14 protein-coding genes are annotated in these 16,398 nt (G+C 42.2%); 4 read left to right on the top strand and 10 right to left on the bottom strand.

Going from position 1 to position 16,398, the window contains the following annotated elements; all coding sequences use genetic code 11:
* Positions 1–9: 9 nt before the first annotated feature.
* The 5 genes from G4D82_RS09525 to porX all read right to left on the bottom strand — a co-directional run bounded on the left by G4D82_RS09525 (position 10) and on the right by porX (position 6,948).
* Positions 10–2,931, bottom strand: coding sequence for a gliding motility-associated C-terminal domain-containing protein (locus G4D82_RS09525; RefSeq protein ID WP_166337010.1), 2,922 nt, complete (start codon positions 2,929–2,931; stop codon positions 10–12).
* 119 nt (positions 2,932–3,050) lie between these two features.
* Positions 3,051–3,434 carry a DUF4258 domain-containing protein gene (locus G4D82_RS09520; RefSeq protein WP_166337008.1) on the bottom strand — a complete coding sequence of 128 codons (384 nt, stop codon included), beginning with the start codon at positions 3,432–3,434 and terminating at the stop codon, positions 3,051–3,053.
* 48 nt (positions 3,435–3,482) lie between these two features.
* Positions 3,483–4,676 carry an alanine dehydrogenase gene (locus G4D82_RS09515; RefSeq protein ID WP_166337006.1) on the bottom strand — a complete coding sequence of 398 codons (1,194 nt, stop codon included), beginning with the start codon at positions 4,674–4,676 and terminating at the stop codon, positions 3,483–3,485.
* A 78-nt stretch (positions 4,677–4,754) separates the two neighbouring features.
* A complete protein-coding gene (gene tsaE, locus G4D82_RS09510) occupies positions 4,755–5,162 on the bottom strand; it encodes a tRNA (adenosine(37)-N6)-threonylcarbamoyltransferase complex ATPase subunit type 1 TsaE (protein WP_166337004.1) in 408 nt (135 codons plus the stop codon).
* Positions 5,163–5,394: 232 nt separating this feature from the next.
* Positions 5,395–6,948 carry a T9SS response regulator signal transducer PorX gene (gene porX, locus G4D82_RS09505; RefSeq protein ID WP_166337002.1) on the bottom strand — a complete coding sequence of 518 codons (1,554 nt, stop codon included), beginning with the start codon at positions 6,946–6,948 and terminating at the stop codon, positions 5,395–5,397.
* 211 nt (positions 6,949–7,159) lie between these two features.
* Between porX and G4D82_RS09500 the strand changes: the two genes are divergently transcribed.
* The 4 genes from G4D82_RS09500 to G4D82_RS09485 all read left to right on the top strand — a co-directional run bounded on the left by G4D82_RS09500 (position 7,160) and on the right by G4D82_RS09485 (position 11,609).
* Positions 7,160–7,657: a hypothetical protein gene (locus G4D82_RS09500; RefSeq protein ID WP_166337000.1), complete on the top strand. Its 498-nt coding sequence runs from the start codon at positions 7,160–7,162 to the stop codon at positions 7,655–7,657.
* Positions 7,654–8,967 carry a T9SS type A sorting domain-containing protein gene (locus G4D82_RS09495; RefSeq protein ID WP_166336998.1) on the top strand — a complete coding sequence of 438 codons (1,314 nt, stop codon included), beginning with the start codon at positions 7,654–7,656 and terminating at the stop codon, positions 8,965–8,967. Before G4D82_RS09500 ends, G4D82_RS09495 begins: the two co-directional genes overlap by 4 nt.
* Positions 8,968–9,087: 120 nt before the next feature.
* Complete coding sequence (locus tag G4D82_RS09490; protein ID WP_166336996.1) at positions 9,088–9,303, top strand: hypothetical protein; 216 nt, start codon at positions 9,088–9,090, stop codon at positions 9,301–9,303.
* Positions 9,304–9,368: 65 nt separating this feature from the next.
* Positions 9,369–11,609, top strand: a complete 2,241-nt coding sequence (locus G4D82_RS09485) for a M1 family metallopeptidase (protein WP_166336994.1) — start codon at positions 9,369–9,371, stop codon at positions 11,607–11,609.
* An 82-nt stretch (positions 11,610–11,691) separates the two neighbouring features.
* On the opposite strand, the gene G4D82_RS09480 is transcribed toward G4D82_RS09485, so the two are convergent.
* The 5 genes from G4D82_RS09480 to clpB form a co-directional block, all read right to left on the bottom strand.
* Positions 11,692–11,871, bottom strand: a complete 180-nt coding sequence (locus tag G4D82_RS09480) for a hypothetical protein (protein ID WP_166336992.1) — start codon at positions 11,869–11,871, stop codon at positions 11,692–11,694.
* 18 nt (positions 11,872–11,889) lie between these two features.
* Positions 11,890–12,420, bottom strand: a complete 531-nt coding sequence (locus G4D82_RS09475; RefSeq protein WP_166336990.1) for a DUF4199 domain-containing protein — start codon at positions 12,418–12,420, stop codon at positions 11,890–11,892.
* A gap of 94 nt (positions 12,421–12,514) precedes the next feature.
* Entirely contained in the window at positions 12,515–12,982 is a 468-nt protein-coding gene (locus tag G4D82_RS14500; protein ID WP_166336988.1) for a helix-turn-helix transcriptional regulator, read from the bottom strand.
* A gap of 8 nt (positions 12,983–12,990) precedes the next feature.
* Complete coding sequence (locus tag G4D82_RS09465; protein WP_166336986.1) at positions 12,991–13,476, bottom strand: energy transducer TonB; 486 nt, start codon at positions 13,474–13,476, stop codon at positions 12,991–12,993.
* A 145-nt stretch (positions 13,477–13,621) separates the two neighbouring features.
* Entirely contained in the window at positions 13,622–16,225 is a 2,604-nt protein-coding gene (gene clpB, locus G4D82_RS09460) for an ATP-dependent chaperone ClpB (RefSeq protein WP_166336984.1), read from the bottom strand.
* Positions 16,226–16,398 lie beyond the last annotated feature (173 nt).

Here is a 16,398-nt window from a genome sequence, read left to right as displayed (position 1 = left end):
TTCGTTTGATTATTTGTTGATGTAAACCCAGCCGGTTTTTGTTGGTGCGTTTTCAAAATCGATTACATAATAGTAAGTACCGTCGGGTAAGGTTTTTCCGCTGTTGGTTTTTCCGTCCCATTCTTTTTTGTAACCCGTTTTTGAATAGACTTCCGTGCCGTAACGGTTGTAAATCTGAAGTTGTTTCACGTTTAAATTGGTCAGGTCGAAATAGTCGTTAAGTGTGTCATCATTCGGAGAAATGCCTTTCGGGATTTTGCAATACACACTCGACACATCAATGATTTTTTCTTTGACACAGCCGTTGGTTTCTTTCACGACTTTGTATTTTCCTTTCTCAGTGATGATAACCGAGGCTTGATTTCCAATGATTTCATTCTGCTCATTGTACCAAGTGAAATTACTGTTTTCCTTGATTTCGAATACGGTAACACTCAATACAAAATCATCACCTACACAACCCGAATTAACAATAAAATCAGGTGCTTCAACCACATTGACGCTCAATACAAAATTAGAGGCGCAAGTATTTACGATCGGTGTAAAAACATATTCAGAAACCCCGAGAAGCGAATAGTTAATACTAGCCGGTGTCCAATATCCAGGAATACCATTGTCTGATATTTCGGGCAATAAAGCCGGTGGCACTTCCTCAATCGGTCTGAAGCAAGTAGTTATATTTGGGCCGAAATTAAAAGTAGGGGTCAAGTTCGATTCCACAATAACCACTTCTAGAGTAGTAGTGGTGGCACATTGTCCGGCATCAGGGGTGAAAGTATAAGTAGTGGTTTGTTCCGTATTGAAAATGGGCGTCCAGCTTCCCGAAATGCCATTCGTAGAAAACTGCGGCAACGGATCGTTAATGACTTTTCCTTTACAAAATGCGCCTATAGGGGAGAAAGTTGGAACCACTGGCGGATCTACAGACAATTCAAAGAAGGCGCTGCCACCACATTGGTCTGGTGCTGGATTGAAAGTGTATAACGTAGTTTGTGTATTGTCGAATTCCGGTGTCCATACACCCGCAATATTATTTAGCGAAATTGTGGGTAACGGACTGGTGGTGGTTCCTTCGCAAATCGGGTTAGTGATATTGAAAGTGGGAACAACGGGTTCGTTTACGGTTACTTGCAAAGTTAAGTTGGTTGCGCATTGGTTGGCATTAGGCTGAAATTCATAAGTGCCGGAAGTGTTATTGTCAATGGTACTAGGCGTCCAAGTTCCAGAGATTCCGTTCGGCGATGTTGTTTCCAATGACGGAACCAGAGCACCTTGACAAAGACTTAGAGTAGTAGGGAAATCAGGTATGGTTCCGTTACTGACCGTGACCACTACCGATGCCGATAAATTACAAGTGGTTGGAGGTGGGGTGAAACTAATATCGTCGAGCGCAAAATCATTTCCAGTAGCTTCTGTATTGCGGTTGTAGATACAAATTTGCGCCATAGTGTTGGTGCCTGAATTCCAGGTGTAAGAACGCAGTTGCCAATTACAGGTGGTAGACGGAGCAGTCTGTGTAGCTAGAGTTTGTCCATTAATTACTGTTGCTAAATTCGCTACCGAAGGTAAAGCTACGGTTTGTACCCAATAATTAAAGGTGTAATTCTGGTTCGGGATTACCGGAATAGTTTGGCACCAAACGCGGTCATTTCCGGCATTGATATTCGATCCGTCCACGATAAGCATATTTCCTGTTCCGATGGTATGATCGGTACAATTAGAGAAAAAATTCGACCATAAATTCGCATTGGTAGTGATACCGTAAGCTCTTTGCGCACCGTTTGGATTCACGGGATTTAAGTAGTTATAATCAGTCACAAAGCCAACATTTCCTAAAGAAAAATCTCCGTTGTAAACCAAATTGCGGCTGTTAATACTTGAAGAAACCACGGTGTAAGTAGTGGTCTGATCGGGCGAAACCGTCGGATTCTGGACATTGGTCACCAACGAATCATCAAACGGAACTGAAGACCAAGTATAACTTGAGCCACCGCTAACGGTCAAAGTGGTGCTTGCGTTAGGGCAAATCGAAACCGGATTGCTTACCGTTAGCCCAGGCGGAAAAGACAGTATAATGTTGTTGATAGTGATTTCTCCGTCAGCGCCTTCTAAAATATTTAATGAATAAGTTCCGGTAGCCAAACCCGTGAAAATTCCCGTGCCATTGATTTGATTGCCGTTCGGACCGCTTAAAGTATAAACATACGGAGGATTTCCGCCAGAACCGTAACCAACGATACTTCCGTCTGCTATCGCCAAACACGAAGGATTGACAACGGAATAATTTAATGTAAAAGGCTGCGGCGGACCAGTCAGCGAAAAATCATCCACGGCAAAATCGTTACCTATTGCTGCGGTATTGTTGTCCCAGATTTCGATGTTGACACAGTTATTGGTTGCGGTGAAGGTATGAACGATTTGCTGCCAACCTTGTGCCGGTAAAGGCGCCGTGTTGCTTCCCGAAATAAGGGTAAAATTGCTCGCGCCAATTACCTGGTAACCAAAATCAGCTTGAGTCGCTGGGCCGGAAACTTGTGTTGAAACTGATTTCACCCAAAAACTAAAAGTGTAATTCACCCCTACAGTAAGCCCGCAAACCCCGCCGCCATTACTACCCGCTCGCCAGAAACGTTGGGCGCCGCCAGTAGAGGTAGCATCAACGACGAGCATTTTTCCGGTTCCTGAAGTATGATCGCCACCAGAAATGAAAAAGTTGGTGTTCATCGGCTGCGGATTATTTGTTACCGCATAATTGCCCGGTTGGGTATTGCCTGAAAATGGAGCCGTAATTTCGTTGTAAAAAGAACTGTTGATATTGAAACCCACGCCGTTGCTGCCGCTTTCAAAGTCTCCGTTGTTGATGAGGTTTTGTGCCTTAACAGTCCAACAGCCTAGTAAAATCAATATCCAAAAAGCGTAATTTTTCGCCATAGCAATTATTGTAATGAATATTAGAGACTCAAAATTGACTCTTGATTTTTCAAATATAAACAATAATTTTCCTTATCGGAGACAGAAATTAAATTTGGTGCGGCGGCAATATTTCGCCATTATTTTTGCCCCAACTTACTAATATTAGTCAGCACGGCTTTGTTCTCGTAGTTGATTACTTCCAGTGTAATGGGTTGGTTTTTAGTTGTTTTCCCTTCAATGATGTAGCGTTTTCCGTTGCCTACTTCAATGTTGCTGCGGTCGAAGTCGACGTCGCCATAAGTCAAGGTATTTTTGATGTCGGTGCTGTCTATCCAGTTTTGGGCGAGAATTTCTTGGGCTTTTGCTGAATACTCAAAGGGTTTGTTGCGCAAATTGTTCAACACGCGCGCATTGGGAAAATAATTGCAACGGGTATCTTTTCCGATAAACATCGCTGTAATAAAGAAAAGTCCTAAAGTAAATCCGACTAAATAATAGGCAAAGCGGTGGCGTAATCTCATTTGAATTTGAAGCTAAAGTTTCGGCCGCAAATGTATGGCAAAGTTTGCTTAAAATACAATTAAATTGATGTCGCTGTCGGGCAGGTCAAACCAATCGCCTATGGCTTTGTTGGTCAGAATGCCATGGTAAAGATATACTCCGTTTTTAAGGCCTTTGTTGCAACGAATAGCGCTTTCGATGCCGCCATCTTCGGCAATTTGAATCAGGTATGGTGTAATGATATTGCTGATGGATAAAGAAGCGGTTTTGGAATAACGCGACGGAATGTTGGGCACACAGTAATGAATGACGTCGTGTTTGATGAAAGTGGGAACTTCGTGCGTAGTGACTTCAGAAGTTTCGAAACAACCGCCGGTATCAATACTAACATCGACAATTACGGCTCCTTTTTTCATGTGTTCGACCATGTTTTCAGTGACCACTACCGGACAACGTTCTTTGCCGCGCATGGCTCCGATAGCCACATCACAACGGCGTAACGCTTTTAGTAGCGCTTTGGGTTGGATGGTTGAAGTAAAGATGCGTTGGGTCAAATTGTTTTGTAGCCGTCTTAATTTTGTGATGGAATTATCAAAAACCTTTACGTTCGCACCTAAGGCAGTAGCGGTTTTAGCGGCAAATTCGCCCACTGTTCCTGCGCCTAAAATGACGACTTCTGTAGGTGGCACTCCGGTGATATTGCCAAAAAGCAAGCCTTTTCCGAATTGGTTGTTGATCATCAGTTCAGAGGAAATGAGCATCGAGGCCGTTCCTGCTATTTCGCTCAAGGATTTCACTGCCGGATACGAACCATCTTCGTCTTTGATATATTCGAAAGCCAAAGCGGTGACTTTCTTTTTCATGAGTACGTCGAAGTATTCTTTTTTGCGGGTTTTGAGTTGGATGGCCGAAATAACAATAGTTTCAGGATTGACCATTTTAATTTCCTCTCGGGTGAGCGGTTCGACTTTGAGTAGAATAGGGCAGCTTAAAACTTTTTTAGTATCGTTGGTGATTTCGGCTCCGGCATCGCTGTATTCTTTGTCGGTGTAACTGGCGCTGAGCCCGGCTCCGGCTTCGAGCATGACGCGGTGCCCATGTGAAGTAAGCGAATTGACAGCATCGGGTGTGAGACAAATCCGTCGTTCTTGGTAACTGGTTTCCTTGGGAATACCTATAAACAGTTCGCTTTTGTGTTTTGCGATTTCAAGTTTTTCTTCTTGCGGAAGCAGTTGCTGCTTGGTAAACGGAGTTAACGCCATGGTGCCGGTTTGCTAATTTCGGTCTAAATTATAAAAAAGGTTCAAACCCGCCAACTTTTTCAGGCTAGGCCACTGATTTTATCGCAATTCTACTTCGCGCTGGCCGTCGGGCAAGGCTTTTATTTTAATCGTGCTGTGGTCGTGCGGAATCAAAGTCGGGATTTTCTCGGGCCATTCAATCAGGCACCAGTGGTCAGAATAAAGGTATTCGTCCATGCCCATGTCGTAGGCTTCGTTCTCGTTTTTGAGTCGGTACATATCGAAGTGATACACCAAGTCGTCGGTGTCGCTCAGGTACTCGTTGACCAACGAAAAGGTCGGGCTGCTGGTGGTGTCGTGAACGCCCAATTTTCGTGCAATCGCTTTGATTAGCGTGGTTTTTCCGGCGCCCATTTCACCGTAGAACAGCATGACTTTTTTAGGGCTGCTATCGATGATTTGTTGGGCCGCCAAGTGGATTTCATCGAGAGAAAATATGATTTTCATTTTGAGTTTGCAATTGTATCGCCGTCAAAATTAGTTCAAAATCTATCGGTTTTTTAAAAGCTAAAGTTGGCTTATTAAGGTATTTTTCAACACAATGGTGGATAGTTGTTGGTTGTTGGAATTGCATCCGGTTTCCCGACAGGCCTAGCCCTGATCGCAGCGGCAGCCCGGAGCATAGCGAGGACTACAGCGTAGAGCAGGTTCCCGGCTCCTGAAATTGATAATCGATCATTTACCTCGGATTAAAAACCAACAAAGGCACAATCATTTCCTCAAGTGAAATGCCGCCATGCTGGTAAGTGTTGCGGTAATAACTCACGTAATGATTGTAGTTGTTCACATAAGCCAGAAAGTAGTCGTTCTTGGCAAAAATGTAAGAACTGCTCATGTTGATAGCCGGCAACCCTACTGATTTCGGGTCTCGAATGGCATACACATCGCGGTCTTCGTAAGTGAGGCTTCGGCCGGTTTTGTAGCGCAGGTTTAAACTCGTGTTTTTATCGCCAATTACTTTCGACGGATTTTTCACGTTAATGGTGCCGTGATCGGTAGTGATAATGAGTTTGAAACCGAGTTTTTGTGCTTGCTGAATGATTTCCAGCAGCGGCGAATTCCGGAACCAACTTAAAGTGAGCGAGCGATAAGCTTTATCGTCTGAGGCGAGTTCTTTGACCACATCCATTTCTGTTTTGGCGTGGGAAAGCATATCGACGAAATTATACACTACGGTGACCAAATCGTTGTCTTTCAAAGCGCGGAAATTCTCAGCTAGTTTTTTTCCGTTGGCTAAATTTGTGATTTTAAAATATTCCTGTTTGATATTCAAACCCAGTCGTTTAAGGTGCGCGGTTAGAAATTCTGCTTCATGTAAATTCTTTCCGCCTTCATCGACGTCGTTTTTCCAGTATTGCGGAAATTGCTTTTCCATTTCCAGTGGCGTTAATCCTGAAAAAATAGCGTTTCGGGCATATTGGGTCGCCGTTGGAAGAATCGCGTAGTAAGGCACTTCTTTCTCGAGTTTGTAATGGTTGGCGACCACATATTCAATAGCTTTCCACTGGTCGTATCGCAAGTTGTCGATGACCACAAACAAAATCGGACGGTCTTTTTTGGTGATTTCAGGCACCACCAATTCGCGGAACAAATTGTGCGAGAGAATCGGCTTATCAGCTTTGGGCACATACCAATCTTTATAGTTTTTTTCGATGAATTTCCCGAACTGCATATTGGCTTCAACTTTCTGCGACTCAAGAATTTCGATCATGCTTTGGTCTTGGATGTTTTCGAGTTCGAGTTCCCAAAACAGTAGTTTCCGATAACATTCAATCCATTCTTCATACGAGTTGACCATGGCCATTTCCATCGCAATTTTGCGGAATTCTTTCTGGTAGTCGAGTGTCGTTTTTTCAGAGATCAAGCGTGAATGGTCGAGGTTTTTTTTGATGCTCAGCAAAATTTGGTTCGGGTTCACGGGTTTAATCAAATAATCGGCGATTTTAGAACCGATGGCTTCCTCCATAATATACTCTTCCTCGCTTTTGGTAATCATGATCACCGGCGTCGACGATTTTTTTTCCTTGATTTCTGACAAGGTTTCGAGACCACTCATTCCAGGCATGTTTTCGTCGAGGAACACAATGTCGAAATTGCCTTGTTCGAAGATGTCTACGGCATCGCGGCCATTGTTGCAAGTGGTCACGCGATAGTCTTTTTTCTCTAAAAATAAAATGTGCGGTTTGAGCAAATCGATTTCGTCATCGACCCAGAGTATTTTGATTTGGTCCATATTTTCCGGTATTTTTCAGTGGTTTTAGCCATCGCAATGATAGTCATTTTAACAACGGCGAGTTCTTAAAGATATTGTAAAGTTAATTTTTTATGAGGCGCTTTTGGCTATCGTTGATTTGTTGTGTTTTCCTGAATAAATTAACTGAATCTGTTGCGGCTGAAATTAAATTCTATTCTTTACATTTGTTTTTCAAATTTTTTACAACCTCATGGTAGATGCAGTTCACGATTATTTCAAAGCCCAGAAAAAAGACAGTATTTATTTTACAGCATTAGGTTTTGTTTCTCTGGCGTTGGCCATTTTTTTCTTAACCAAAGGGCATTCTTATTTTAACGGAATGGCCTATGTTCTGCTGGCTTTGGGTTTGGTAGAACTCATTTCGGGGATGACTTTGTATGCCCGCTGTGATATGGATCGAATCTCGGTGAGTTACTTTGTTCAGAAAGATTTTGAACAGATCCATCGGTACGAAATTCCGAGAATGGAGTTGCTTCTGAAAGAGTATGCAATTTTCTGGAAGGTTGAAATTGGCTTTATCGTTTTAGGCCTGATTTTATGGATGCTTTCCGGATCAATGAGTTTAGGTAAAGGCATTGGTTTGGCGTTGATTGTTCAGGCTTTGATTTTGCTTGTTTTCGATTATTTGTCACTACAAAGAGGTGCTGCTTATTTGAATTTTCTGCAATCTTTAAAACCACAATCATGAGAAAAATTTATTTGGCTTTTTTAGCTTTGGCAGCCCTTCAAGCGAGAGGTCAAGCTACATACAATTCTACTGATTATGCTGTAGTTGGGGATATATTTTACAACACCTCTGCAAGCGAACTGACTCTAGATTACGAAACTACCGGAGCCAATTTCAACTGGAATTTTTCAACCTTGACAGGAACTTCGCAAACCCAAATGCAATTTCGCAGCCCGATTTCAACGGGTTTTCTTTGGCCTTTTATTTTCAATAGTAACAACACCAATTTGTCGTCTACAACTAATGAAACACCGACACTTAATTTGCCGGGACAAGTTGTCGGTATTGATGCAGCGAATGATTACTTCAAGAAATCCACGACCGATTTGCGTCAAGTTGGAAGTGCTTACAACATTAATTACAATGGCACTCAAATTCCGATTACCAATCAATATACCGATGCCGACATCATTTACCGTTTTCCGATCCAGTTTGGCAATACCGACAGCGATAATTCGTCTTACAGCATTAACGTACCGACTTTGCTGTACCAAGAAAATACTTTACAACGCACAAATGAAGTTGACGGTTGGGGCAGTTTGGTAACACCATACGGAACCTACAACAATGTTTTGCGAATGAAAACCACTCTAGTTTCTAACGATTCTATTGCACTTTTGGGAACTGGTTTGCCGAGAACAATTACTACTACACGCGAATTCAAATGGCTAGATCCTTCGCAAAAACAACCGATCATGATCGTCACCCAAAGCAACGATACCGGTAGTTGGGTTACTACCGAGGTAACTTATTTAGACCAACAACGCGATTTCGCTACTACAGCGTTTTTCACTCATGCGCCTGTCAATCCGGCCGCTGGTGAAGAAGTGTTTTTCCAGAATTTAAGTACTAACGCCACTACGTTCATTTGGGATTTTGGCGATCCGGGTAGTGGCGCCAGTAACACCAGCACCGAAGAATACCCCACGCACATTTTTGCCGCCGATGGGGTTTATACTGTTCAGCTCACGGCCAGTAACGCTTCGTTTACCGATATGTATTCGTTTGTTATTATTATCGGAAATTTGGCGGTGACGCAGAATGATTCTATAGACGATTTGGCGGTTTATCCGAATCCGTTTTCTAATCAATTGCATTTTAATCTTGAAATGAATACTGCAGACTTTTGGCTAGCAGACCTAAAAGGGCAACGCATTTTTGAAGGTAAAGATATACAGCAACAAGATTTTTCAAGCCTTGAACCAGGAACTTACTTGCTTACCATTCGTAAAGAACGACAAATCAAGACAGTAAAAGTCATTAAGCGTTAGGTTGTTCATTTTGTATTTAAAAACAAAGTTGTTAAAATTCCTTAACAATAGATAAATCATAACTTTCTTTTATTTTTTTTGACCGTCAATCACTGCAATTAGTGCTATCATTACACGTCTATGTTTAGTTTAATCATCGTTTTAATTTGTTCGATTTTTGGAGCTTTTTTCATCAATAAAGTCCTTGAATTAATTACAGCAAGATCTAGTTCGTCTCGAAAAACCATCGAAGAAGTTGAGGCAACTACAAATGAAATGGAACAATCCAATGATGGTGTAGTTGGTAATCCAAAAAGCAAAGATTCCAATTCACACGAAAAAATGCATCTCGATTAGGATATCTGCTGTAACAAAAAAGAATATCCAAGACTGATGGTCGTTCAATTTTAAAATCTACATTTATGCATCGTTCTGTTCTAAAAGCTTGTCTATTGCTGGTTTTAGTTTTTCATTCTCTATCGGCTCTGGCCCAACAGGCACCAGCATCCAAATACGATTATCACGATACTTTTGCTCCGGGATTTTACACCAAAAACGGTACTGAAACCCGATCTGCCAGCGGCCAACCCGGCCCAAAATATTGGCAAAACCGCGCCGATTATCAACTCACTGCGCAACTCAACGAAACCACCAACGAGATTCAAGGAACCGAAACCTTGACCTACACCAACAACAGCCCAGATGCTTTGCCGTTTTTATGGATGCACCTTGACCAAAATGCTTTCAAAGCGGATTCTCGTGGCAATGCAATTATTTCGCTTACGGGCAGTAGAGGCGGAGCTAAAGGGGAAACATTAGATGGCGGTTTCAAAATCAAATCAGTCACGATGCTGACCGCAGCCAACGGAAAGCCTGCCGAGAAACAAATTCCGTTTGTGATTTCTGATACCAGAATGCAATTGCAATTGCCTCAAGAAGTCAAGGCCAACGGCGGCAGTATTAAAATCAAAATTTCGTTTTCCTATATTTCGCCTAAGTATGGCTCTGACCGAACAGGCGTTTTAGATACCAAGAACGGAAAAATTTTCACCATTGCGCAATGGTATCCGAGAATGTGCGTCTATGATGATGTTCGTGGCTGGAACACCAATCCGTATATCGGCGCAGAGTTTTACCTAGAATATGGCGATTTCGATGTAGCTATTACAGCGCCTTCTAGCCATATCGTGGTTTGTTCTGGGGAATTACAGAATACTGCCGAGGTTTATACCGCCGAACAACAAAAACGCTGGGCCGCTGCCAAACAAAGCGAAAAAACAGTCATGATTCGTTCTGCTGAAGAAGTTGCCAACACGGCATCACGACCTTTGGGAAAACCAACACTTACTTGGCGTTTTAAAATCAAAAATGCGCGTGATGTTTCATGGGCTTCCTCGGCGGCTTTTATTGTAGATGCTGCCCGAATCAATTTGCCAAGCGGTAAAAAATCATTGGCCATTTCGGCTTATCCGGTAGAGAGCAATGGCAACGATGCTTGGGGCCGTTCGACTGAGTATACCAAAGCTACTATTGAAAACTACTCTAAACGCTGGTTCGAATATCCTTATCCTGCCGCTACCAACGTGGCCGGAAATGAAGGCGGAATGGAATATCCCGGAATTGTTTTCTGCGAATATACTTCTAAAGGACGCGATCTTTGGGGTGTAACTGATCATGAGTTTGGGCACAGTTGGTTTCCGATGATTGTGGGTTCGAATGAGCGTATTTTTGCATGGATGGACGAAGGCTTCAATACATTCATCAATTCGTTGAGTTCGCAGGATTTCAATAACGGCGAATATAAAGCGGCACCTGAGAACATGAACAACAACAGTATCTTTTTAACCGACCCTAATTTGGAGACGATTTACAGTACACCCGATGCAATGAAAGAAGAAAGCATCGGACTTTTGTGTTACTACAAACCGGGTCTTGGCCTTAGCATGTTGCGTGATCAAATTTTAGGTCCAGAACGTTTTGATTATGCTTTCCGTACTTATATATCCCGTTGGGCGTTCAAACATCCGACACCAGATGATTTTTTTAGAACAATAGAAAATGCTGCAGGTGAAGATTTGAGTTGGTTTTGGCGAGGTTGGTTCATTAACAACTGGCGTTTGGATCAAGGCATTCGCAAAGTAAAATACCTCAAGAACGATCCGTCTAAAGGCGCGATAATTACCATCGACAACTTAGAGAAAATGGCCATGCCTGTTGTTTTGCAAATCAAAACCAAAAGTGGTAAAACCTCAGAAATAAAGTTGCCGGTAGAAGTTTGGATGCGCAACACCACTTGGGATTTAAAATCCGGAACCACAGAAGAAATCGAAAGCATCACCTTAGACCCAAACCACCATTTCCCAGATTATAACGTGACCAACAACACTTGGACTGCTGCGAAAGGCGAAATTGAAAAAGATGTCATTCTCGATCCTTATTTGGGCACTTTCTCTAGCAAACAGTTTCCGCTCAAGATTGTTTTTAGTGAAGAGAACAGTATGCTCAAAGCAGTCGCCAGCGGACAAGGCGCAATTTATATGTTGCCTTCTGGCAAAGACCGTTTCAAATACGAAGCCTACGGAATCGAAATTCAATTCAACGAAGACAAATCAGAAGTTAAGCTGATTCAAGGTGGCGAAATTACACTGACTCGCGAGAAATAGTAAACAGTTATAATGTCAAAAACCCAAATTCCTATTGATTGATGTAGGAATTTGGGTTTTGTTTTTTAAGTATCATTTTTTACTAATTGAGATTCTTATTTTTTTTCAAAGTAAGGATAAAAAAAGTCATGCTGCTCAATAGAAAAACAATGTTGATCAATCGGGCAAATGGTGGCGCACCTTCCGGCCAAAGCTGTCCGAGCAAAACCATCGAATTGACAATAATCAATAAAATCAGTACAGTATTTTTAGGTTTCATCATTGTATAAGATTGAGGTTGTTAGGCTAGTGTAGCTGGCTTCTTCTTCTTAAGAATCAAAGCACTGATGAGCGCAATAATCAAGCCTAGCGGCAGAATTTCTACGTAAGTCATCAGGATTACCATAACCGGGCTTTTATACCATTGGGCATACATTTTAAGTTCTTCTTTTTTGGCCAATAATTCAGCTCCCGACAGACCGCTTTGTTGGGCATTTTTTAGTTCTATTGCGGTATATTTCTCCATAAAGTCAGGAAAGAAACAATAATATTCAATCAGCCAAACACCGACGTAACAAGTAGAAGCAATAAGGCTAATCAGGGCGCCGATTTTCAATGCTTGCCCTAAGCTAATGACGCCTTGGTTTTGTTTGTCGCGAAAGTTCTTAATACCCAGAAAAACAAAGGTAAAAGCGATGAACATTCCGGTAAACCCAATAATCATCGACGGTTGAGAATCTGGGTTGTTAAAGTGCAACAAGGTACTGACAAGCATGAAAGCCGTAACTATCACACCGGCAATGAATCCGTAGGTAATAATGATTTTTTTCATAAACGTGAATTTAAATTAGTGGCACAAAATTCAATTTTTGTAGGCGTTCGAAGGTCATACTTAAGGATGATTTTCTAAAAATCAAACCAAAGTACTAGGGCAGTAGCTGTAGTTTTTTGGCGGCTTCAATGGCTTGGGTGCGGCGTTTGGCATTGAGCTTTTCAAACAAATTCGCGATGTGTGTTTTGACTGTACTTATTGATACGTAAAGTTCAGTTGCGATTTCCTGATTGCTTTTTCCAGCAGCGATAAGCGATAATACTTCGAGTTCGCGTTTGCTGATTTTGTATAAGTTCAGGTTGTTTTCATTCAGTACAAATTCGTGCTGGATTCGGTGTATTTCTTTTTCAACAATGATTGTTTTTACTTTTGGCGAAGTGATTTTATTGGCGATCCAAATGCCTAAAATGGTGAACAAAACGGCAATGATACTGGCGTAAATTTCAAACTGGTGTTCAAAAATCAGCAACCGGATTTCGAGCCAACGCAATAAAAAAAAGAGCATCGCTAAACTAATTCCGTAGCTGATACTCTCTTTGTATTTTTTGATGGCCCGAAGCATGAACCGAGTTATTCGATATTGAAATGAATTGGGTAATTGTATAGACAACGCACTGGTTTGCCATCTTTTACGGCAGGTTCCCAAGTTTTCTTGAACAGTTTGAGCACGCGTACCGTTTCGCCTTTCATGGTTTCGATTTGGTCGGCTTCTTCAATTTTTTGATCTTGGGTTGCAATTTTTACTTTGTCGGTAACGATGTAATCTTTGACATTGATATGAAACGCTTTGATTTCATTCATAGTGCCATCGGTTTCGATGATGAAACTTGAAAAAATGGTAATTTTCTTATTTTTAATTGCCGGCGGAAATTTGAAATTCTCGCTGATAAACATGGATAAAGTATAGTTTCCGTCTTTGACTTGTGGCTTCAAATCTACTTCGGTTGAGCGATAAGTTTTCTCTGTTGAAGTGGGAGTCGGTGCAGCGGTTGAAGCATCTTGAGCCATGGCTTGAATAGAAAAGCCCAGCAAAAAAAGCATTAGTAATTGTTTCATGTTTTGAGTTTTGACGATTCCAAAAATAGAGAATTAATCCAAACAATTGGTTTTTATCCAACAAAAAAACACGGATTCCACAGATTGGCTCCGATTACTGAAATCTCTGACAATCTGTGAAATCCGGTTAATGAAAGAATTCATTTTATTTCACGAGTTCGGCTTGGTTCCTAAAGACTAGTTTTCCGGCAAAAGCATCAATTAAAACGATGCTGTCTGTAGTGATTTTTCCGGCCAAGATTTCTTTGGAAAGTTCGTTCAAAACTTCGCGCTGAATGACTCTTTTGACAGGCCGCGCACCAAACTGCGGATCGTAGCCTTTCTCTGATAAATACTCGATGGCTTCCGGTGTTGCGTCCATAGTGATGCCTTGTTGGGCGAGCATTTTTGTTACAGCTTTGAGTTGTAATCCGACAATTTGAACGATATTTTCATGGGTCAAAGGCGTAAACATCACGATTTCGTCAATGCGGTTGATGAATTCCGGACGAACTGTTTGTTTGAGCAAGCCCAGAATTTCAACTTTAGCTGCTTCGGTAGCCGCATCGATTCCACCTTTAATGTTCTCGAATTTCTCTTGAATGATGTGACTGCCCATGTTCGAGGTCATGATGATGATCGTATTCTTGAAATCTGCTAAGCGGCCTTTGTTATCGGTCAATCGTCCTTCGTCTAGTACTTGTAGCAAAATGTTGAAAGTATCCGGATGCGCTTTTTCGATTTCGTCGAGCAAAACTACTGAGTAAGGTTTTCTGCGCACGGCTTCGGTGAGTTGACCGCCTTCATCGTAACCAACATAACCCGGAGGCGCGCCAACCAAACGGCTTACACTATGACGTTCCTGATATTCGCTCATATCGATTCGGGTCATCGAGTTTTCATCGTCGAACAGGTATTCGGCTAATGCTTTGGCCAATTCGGTTTTTCCCACACCGGTCGTTCCCAAGAAAAGGAAAGTTCCCACCGGTTTTTTCATGTCTTGTAAACCGGCGCGACTTCTGCGAACAGCATCACTAATGGCTACGATAGCATCTTCTTGTCCGACGACGCGCTTGTGTAATTCGGCTTCCAGCTTGAGCAATTTCTCTCTTTCGCCCTGCAACATTTTCGTCACCGGAATTCCGGTCCATTTGGCGACCACTTCGGCAATGTCTTCGCGAGTGACTTCTTCTTTTATTAGCGAAGAACCGGATTGGTTTTCAATGAGTTGCTTCTGTAAATTATCTAAACGTTCTTGGGCTTCCTTGATTTTACCGTACCGAATTTCGGCTACTTTTCCGTAATCGCCATCGCGTTCGGCCCGTTCGGCTTCGTATTTAAAGTCTTCGATTTCTGTTTTTACCGCCTGAATGTTATCTACGACGTCTTTCTCCGATTTCCATTTCGTGTAAATTTCGTTGCGGCTTTCCTTGAGGTTGGCCAATTCTAAGCCCAAACCTTTGAGTTTGCTTTCGTCTTTTTCGCGTTTGATGGCTTCAATCTCGATTTCTAGCTGCATGATTTTTCGGTCGAGCACGTCGAGTTCTTCTGGTTTGGAGTTGATTTCCATTCGCAGTTTAGAAGCGGCTTCGTCCATTAAGTCAATCGCTTTATCGGGCAAAAATCGGTTGGTGATGTAGCGTTGAGAAAGTTCTACTGCCGCGATAATTGCTTCGTCTTTGATTTGTACTTTATGATGTGTTTCGTATTTTTCCTTGATGCCTCGCAGAATCGAAATCGCGCTTTCGGTATCGGGTTCTTCGACCATGACTTTTTGGAAACGTCTTTCCAGTGCTTTGTCTTTTTCGAAATATTTTTGGTATTCATCGAGCGTAGTAGCACCAATGGCGCGCAATTCACCTCGAGCCAAAGCCGGTTTCAGAATGTTTGCCGCATCCATCGCGCCTTCGCCTCCGCCGGCACCAACGAGCGTATGAATTTCGTCAATAAACAATACGATGTCGCCCTCGGCTGCAGTGACTTCTTTCACAACCGATTTCAAACGTTCTTCAAATTCGCCTTTGTATTTCGCTCCTGCGATCAATGCACCCATATCGAGCGAAAAAATGATTTTGTCTTTGAGGTTTTCCGGTACGTCGCCATCGACGATTCTGTGAGCCAAGCCTTCTGCAATGGCGGTTTTACCCACGCCGGGTTCGCCCACGAGCATTGGGTTGTTTTTTGTGCGTCGGGTTAAAATTTGCAAAACCCTTCGGATTTCTTCATCGCGGCCAATTACTGGGTCAAGTTTTCCGGTTTTGGCGAGTTCGTTCAAGTTTTTCGCGTATTTGTTTAAGGCGTTATAAGTTTCTTCGGCAGATGCAGAAGTCACACGTTCACCTTTGCGCAGCTCTTCAATTGCGGTTTGGAGTGCTTTTTCTGTTACGCCTTGGTCTTTGAGCATCTGCGCGATTTTACTTTTGGATGAGAAAATGGCCAGCACCAAATGTTCGATCGAAACGAATTCGTCGTTCATTTTCTTAGCGATGGTTTCAGCGTCATTTAGTGTAGCGTTTGTCGTTCTGGAAAGCATTACATCGGCTCCAGAAACTTTTGGAAAACTTTGCAAAGTGCTCTCTAGAATTTGTTGTAATAACGCTAGGTTGACATTGAGTTTTTTGAGTAGAAAAGGAGTTACGTTTTCGTCGACTTCGAGTATCGCTTTGAAAAGATGCTCGTTCTCAATTTGTTGGTGAGAGAGGCTTTGCGTCAATTGTTGCGATTGCTGTAAGGCTTCCTGAGATTTGATGGTTAATTTGTTGATGTTCATTTTTTTTGGGGTTTTAGTTGTGTTTTTAAAGTAATTTTGTTGCCGATTGTCAATTGTTATTCCACGACTCAAATCAAGACAAAGTGTCTGAAATTCAGTGTTGACTAACGACAAGTTGACTTATAACCAGACAATATGAGCCTATTTTCCAATTTCTTTAGCAATTCCGAAAA

This window comes from Flavobacterium lotistagni (assembly GCF_011392125.1).
In the GTDB taxonomy this organism is placed as follows: Bacteria; Bacteroidota; Bacteroidia; order Flavobacteriales; family Flavobacteriaceae; genus Flavobacterium; species Flavobacterium lotistagni.
This window is presented reverse-complemented; position numbering and strand designations above follow the sequence as displayed.

Excerpts from the sequence above, each read along its gene's own strand:
- G4D82_RS09480 (WP_166336992.1), bottom strand. The coding sequence starts at position 11,871 with ATGATGAAACCTAAAAATACTGTACTGATTTTATTGATTATTGTCAAT.
- G4D82_RS09520 (WP_166337008.1), bottom strand. The coding sequence starts at position 3,434 with ATGAGATTACGCCACCGCTTTGCCTATTATTTAGTCGGATTTACTTTA.
- G4D82_RS09525 (WP_166337010.1), bottom strand. The coding sequence starts at position 2,931 with ATGGCGAAAAATTACGCTTTTTGGATATTGATTTTACTAGGCTGTTGG.
- clpB (WP_166336984.1), bottom strand. The coding sequence starts at position 16,225 with ATGAACATCAACAAATTAACCATCAAATCTCAGGAAGCCTTACAGCAA.
- G4D82_RS14500 (WP_166336988.1), bottom strand. The coding sequence starts at position 12,982 with ATGCTTCGGGCCATCAAAAAATACAAAGAGAGTATCAGCTACGGAATT.
- porX (WP_166337002.1), bottom strand. The coding sequence starts at position 6,948 with ATGGACCAAATCAAAATACTCTGGGTCGATGACGAAATCGATTTGCTC.
- G4D82_RS09490 (WP_166336996.1), top strand. The coding sequence starts at position 9,088 with ATGTTTAGTTTAATCATCGTTTTAATTTGTTCGATTTTTGGAGCTTTT.
- G4D82_RS09515 (WP_166337006.1), bottom strand. The coding sequence starts at position 4,676 with ATGGCGTTAACTCCGTTTACCAAGCAGCAACTGCTTCCGCAAGAAGAA.
- G4D82_RS09475 (WP_166336990.1), bottom strand. The coding sequence starts at position 12,420 with ATGAAAAAAATCATTATTACCTACGGATTCATTGCCGGTGTGATAGTT.
- G4D82_RS09465 (WP_166336986.1), bottom strand. The coding sequence starts at position 13,476 with ATGAAACAATTACTAATGCTTTTTTTGCTGGGCTTTTCTATTCAAGCC.
- G4D82_RS09500 (WP_166337000.1), top strand. The coding sequence starts at position 7,160 with ATGGTAGATGCAGTTCACGATTATTTCAAAGCCCAGAAAAAAGACAGT.
- tsaE (WP_166337004.1), bottom strand. The coding sequence starts at position 5,162 with ATGAAAATCATATTTTCTCTCGATGAAATCCACTTGGCGGCCCAACAA.
- G4D82_RS09495 (WP_166336998.1), top strand. The coding sequence starts at position 7,654 with ATGAGAAAAATTTATTTGGCTTTTTTAGCTTTGGCAGCCCTTCAAGCG.
- G4D82_RS09485 (WP_166336994.1), top strand. The coding sequence starts at position 9,369 with ATGCATCGTTCTGTTCTAAAAGCTTGTCTATTGCTGGTTTTAGTTTTT.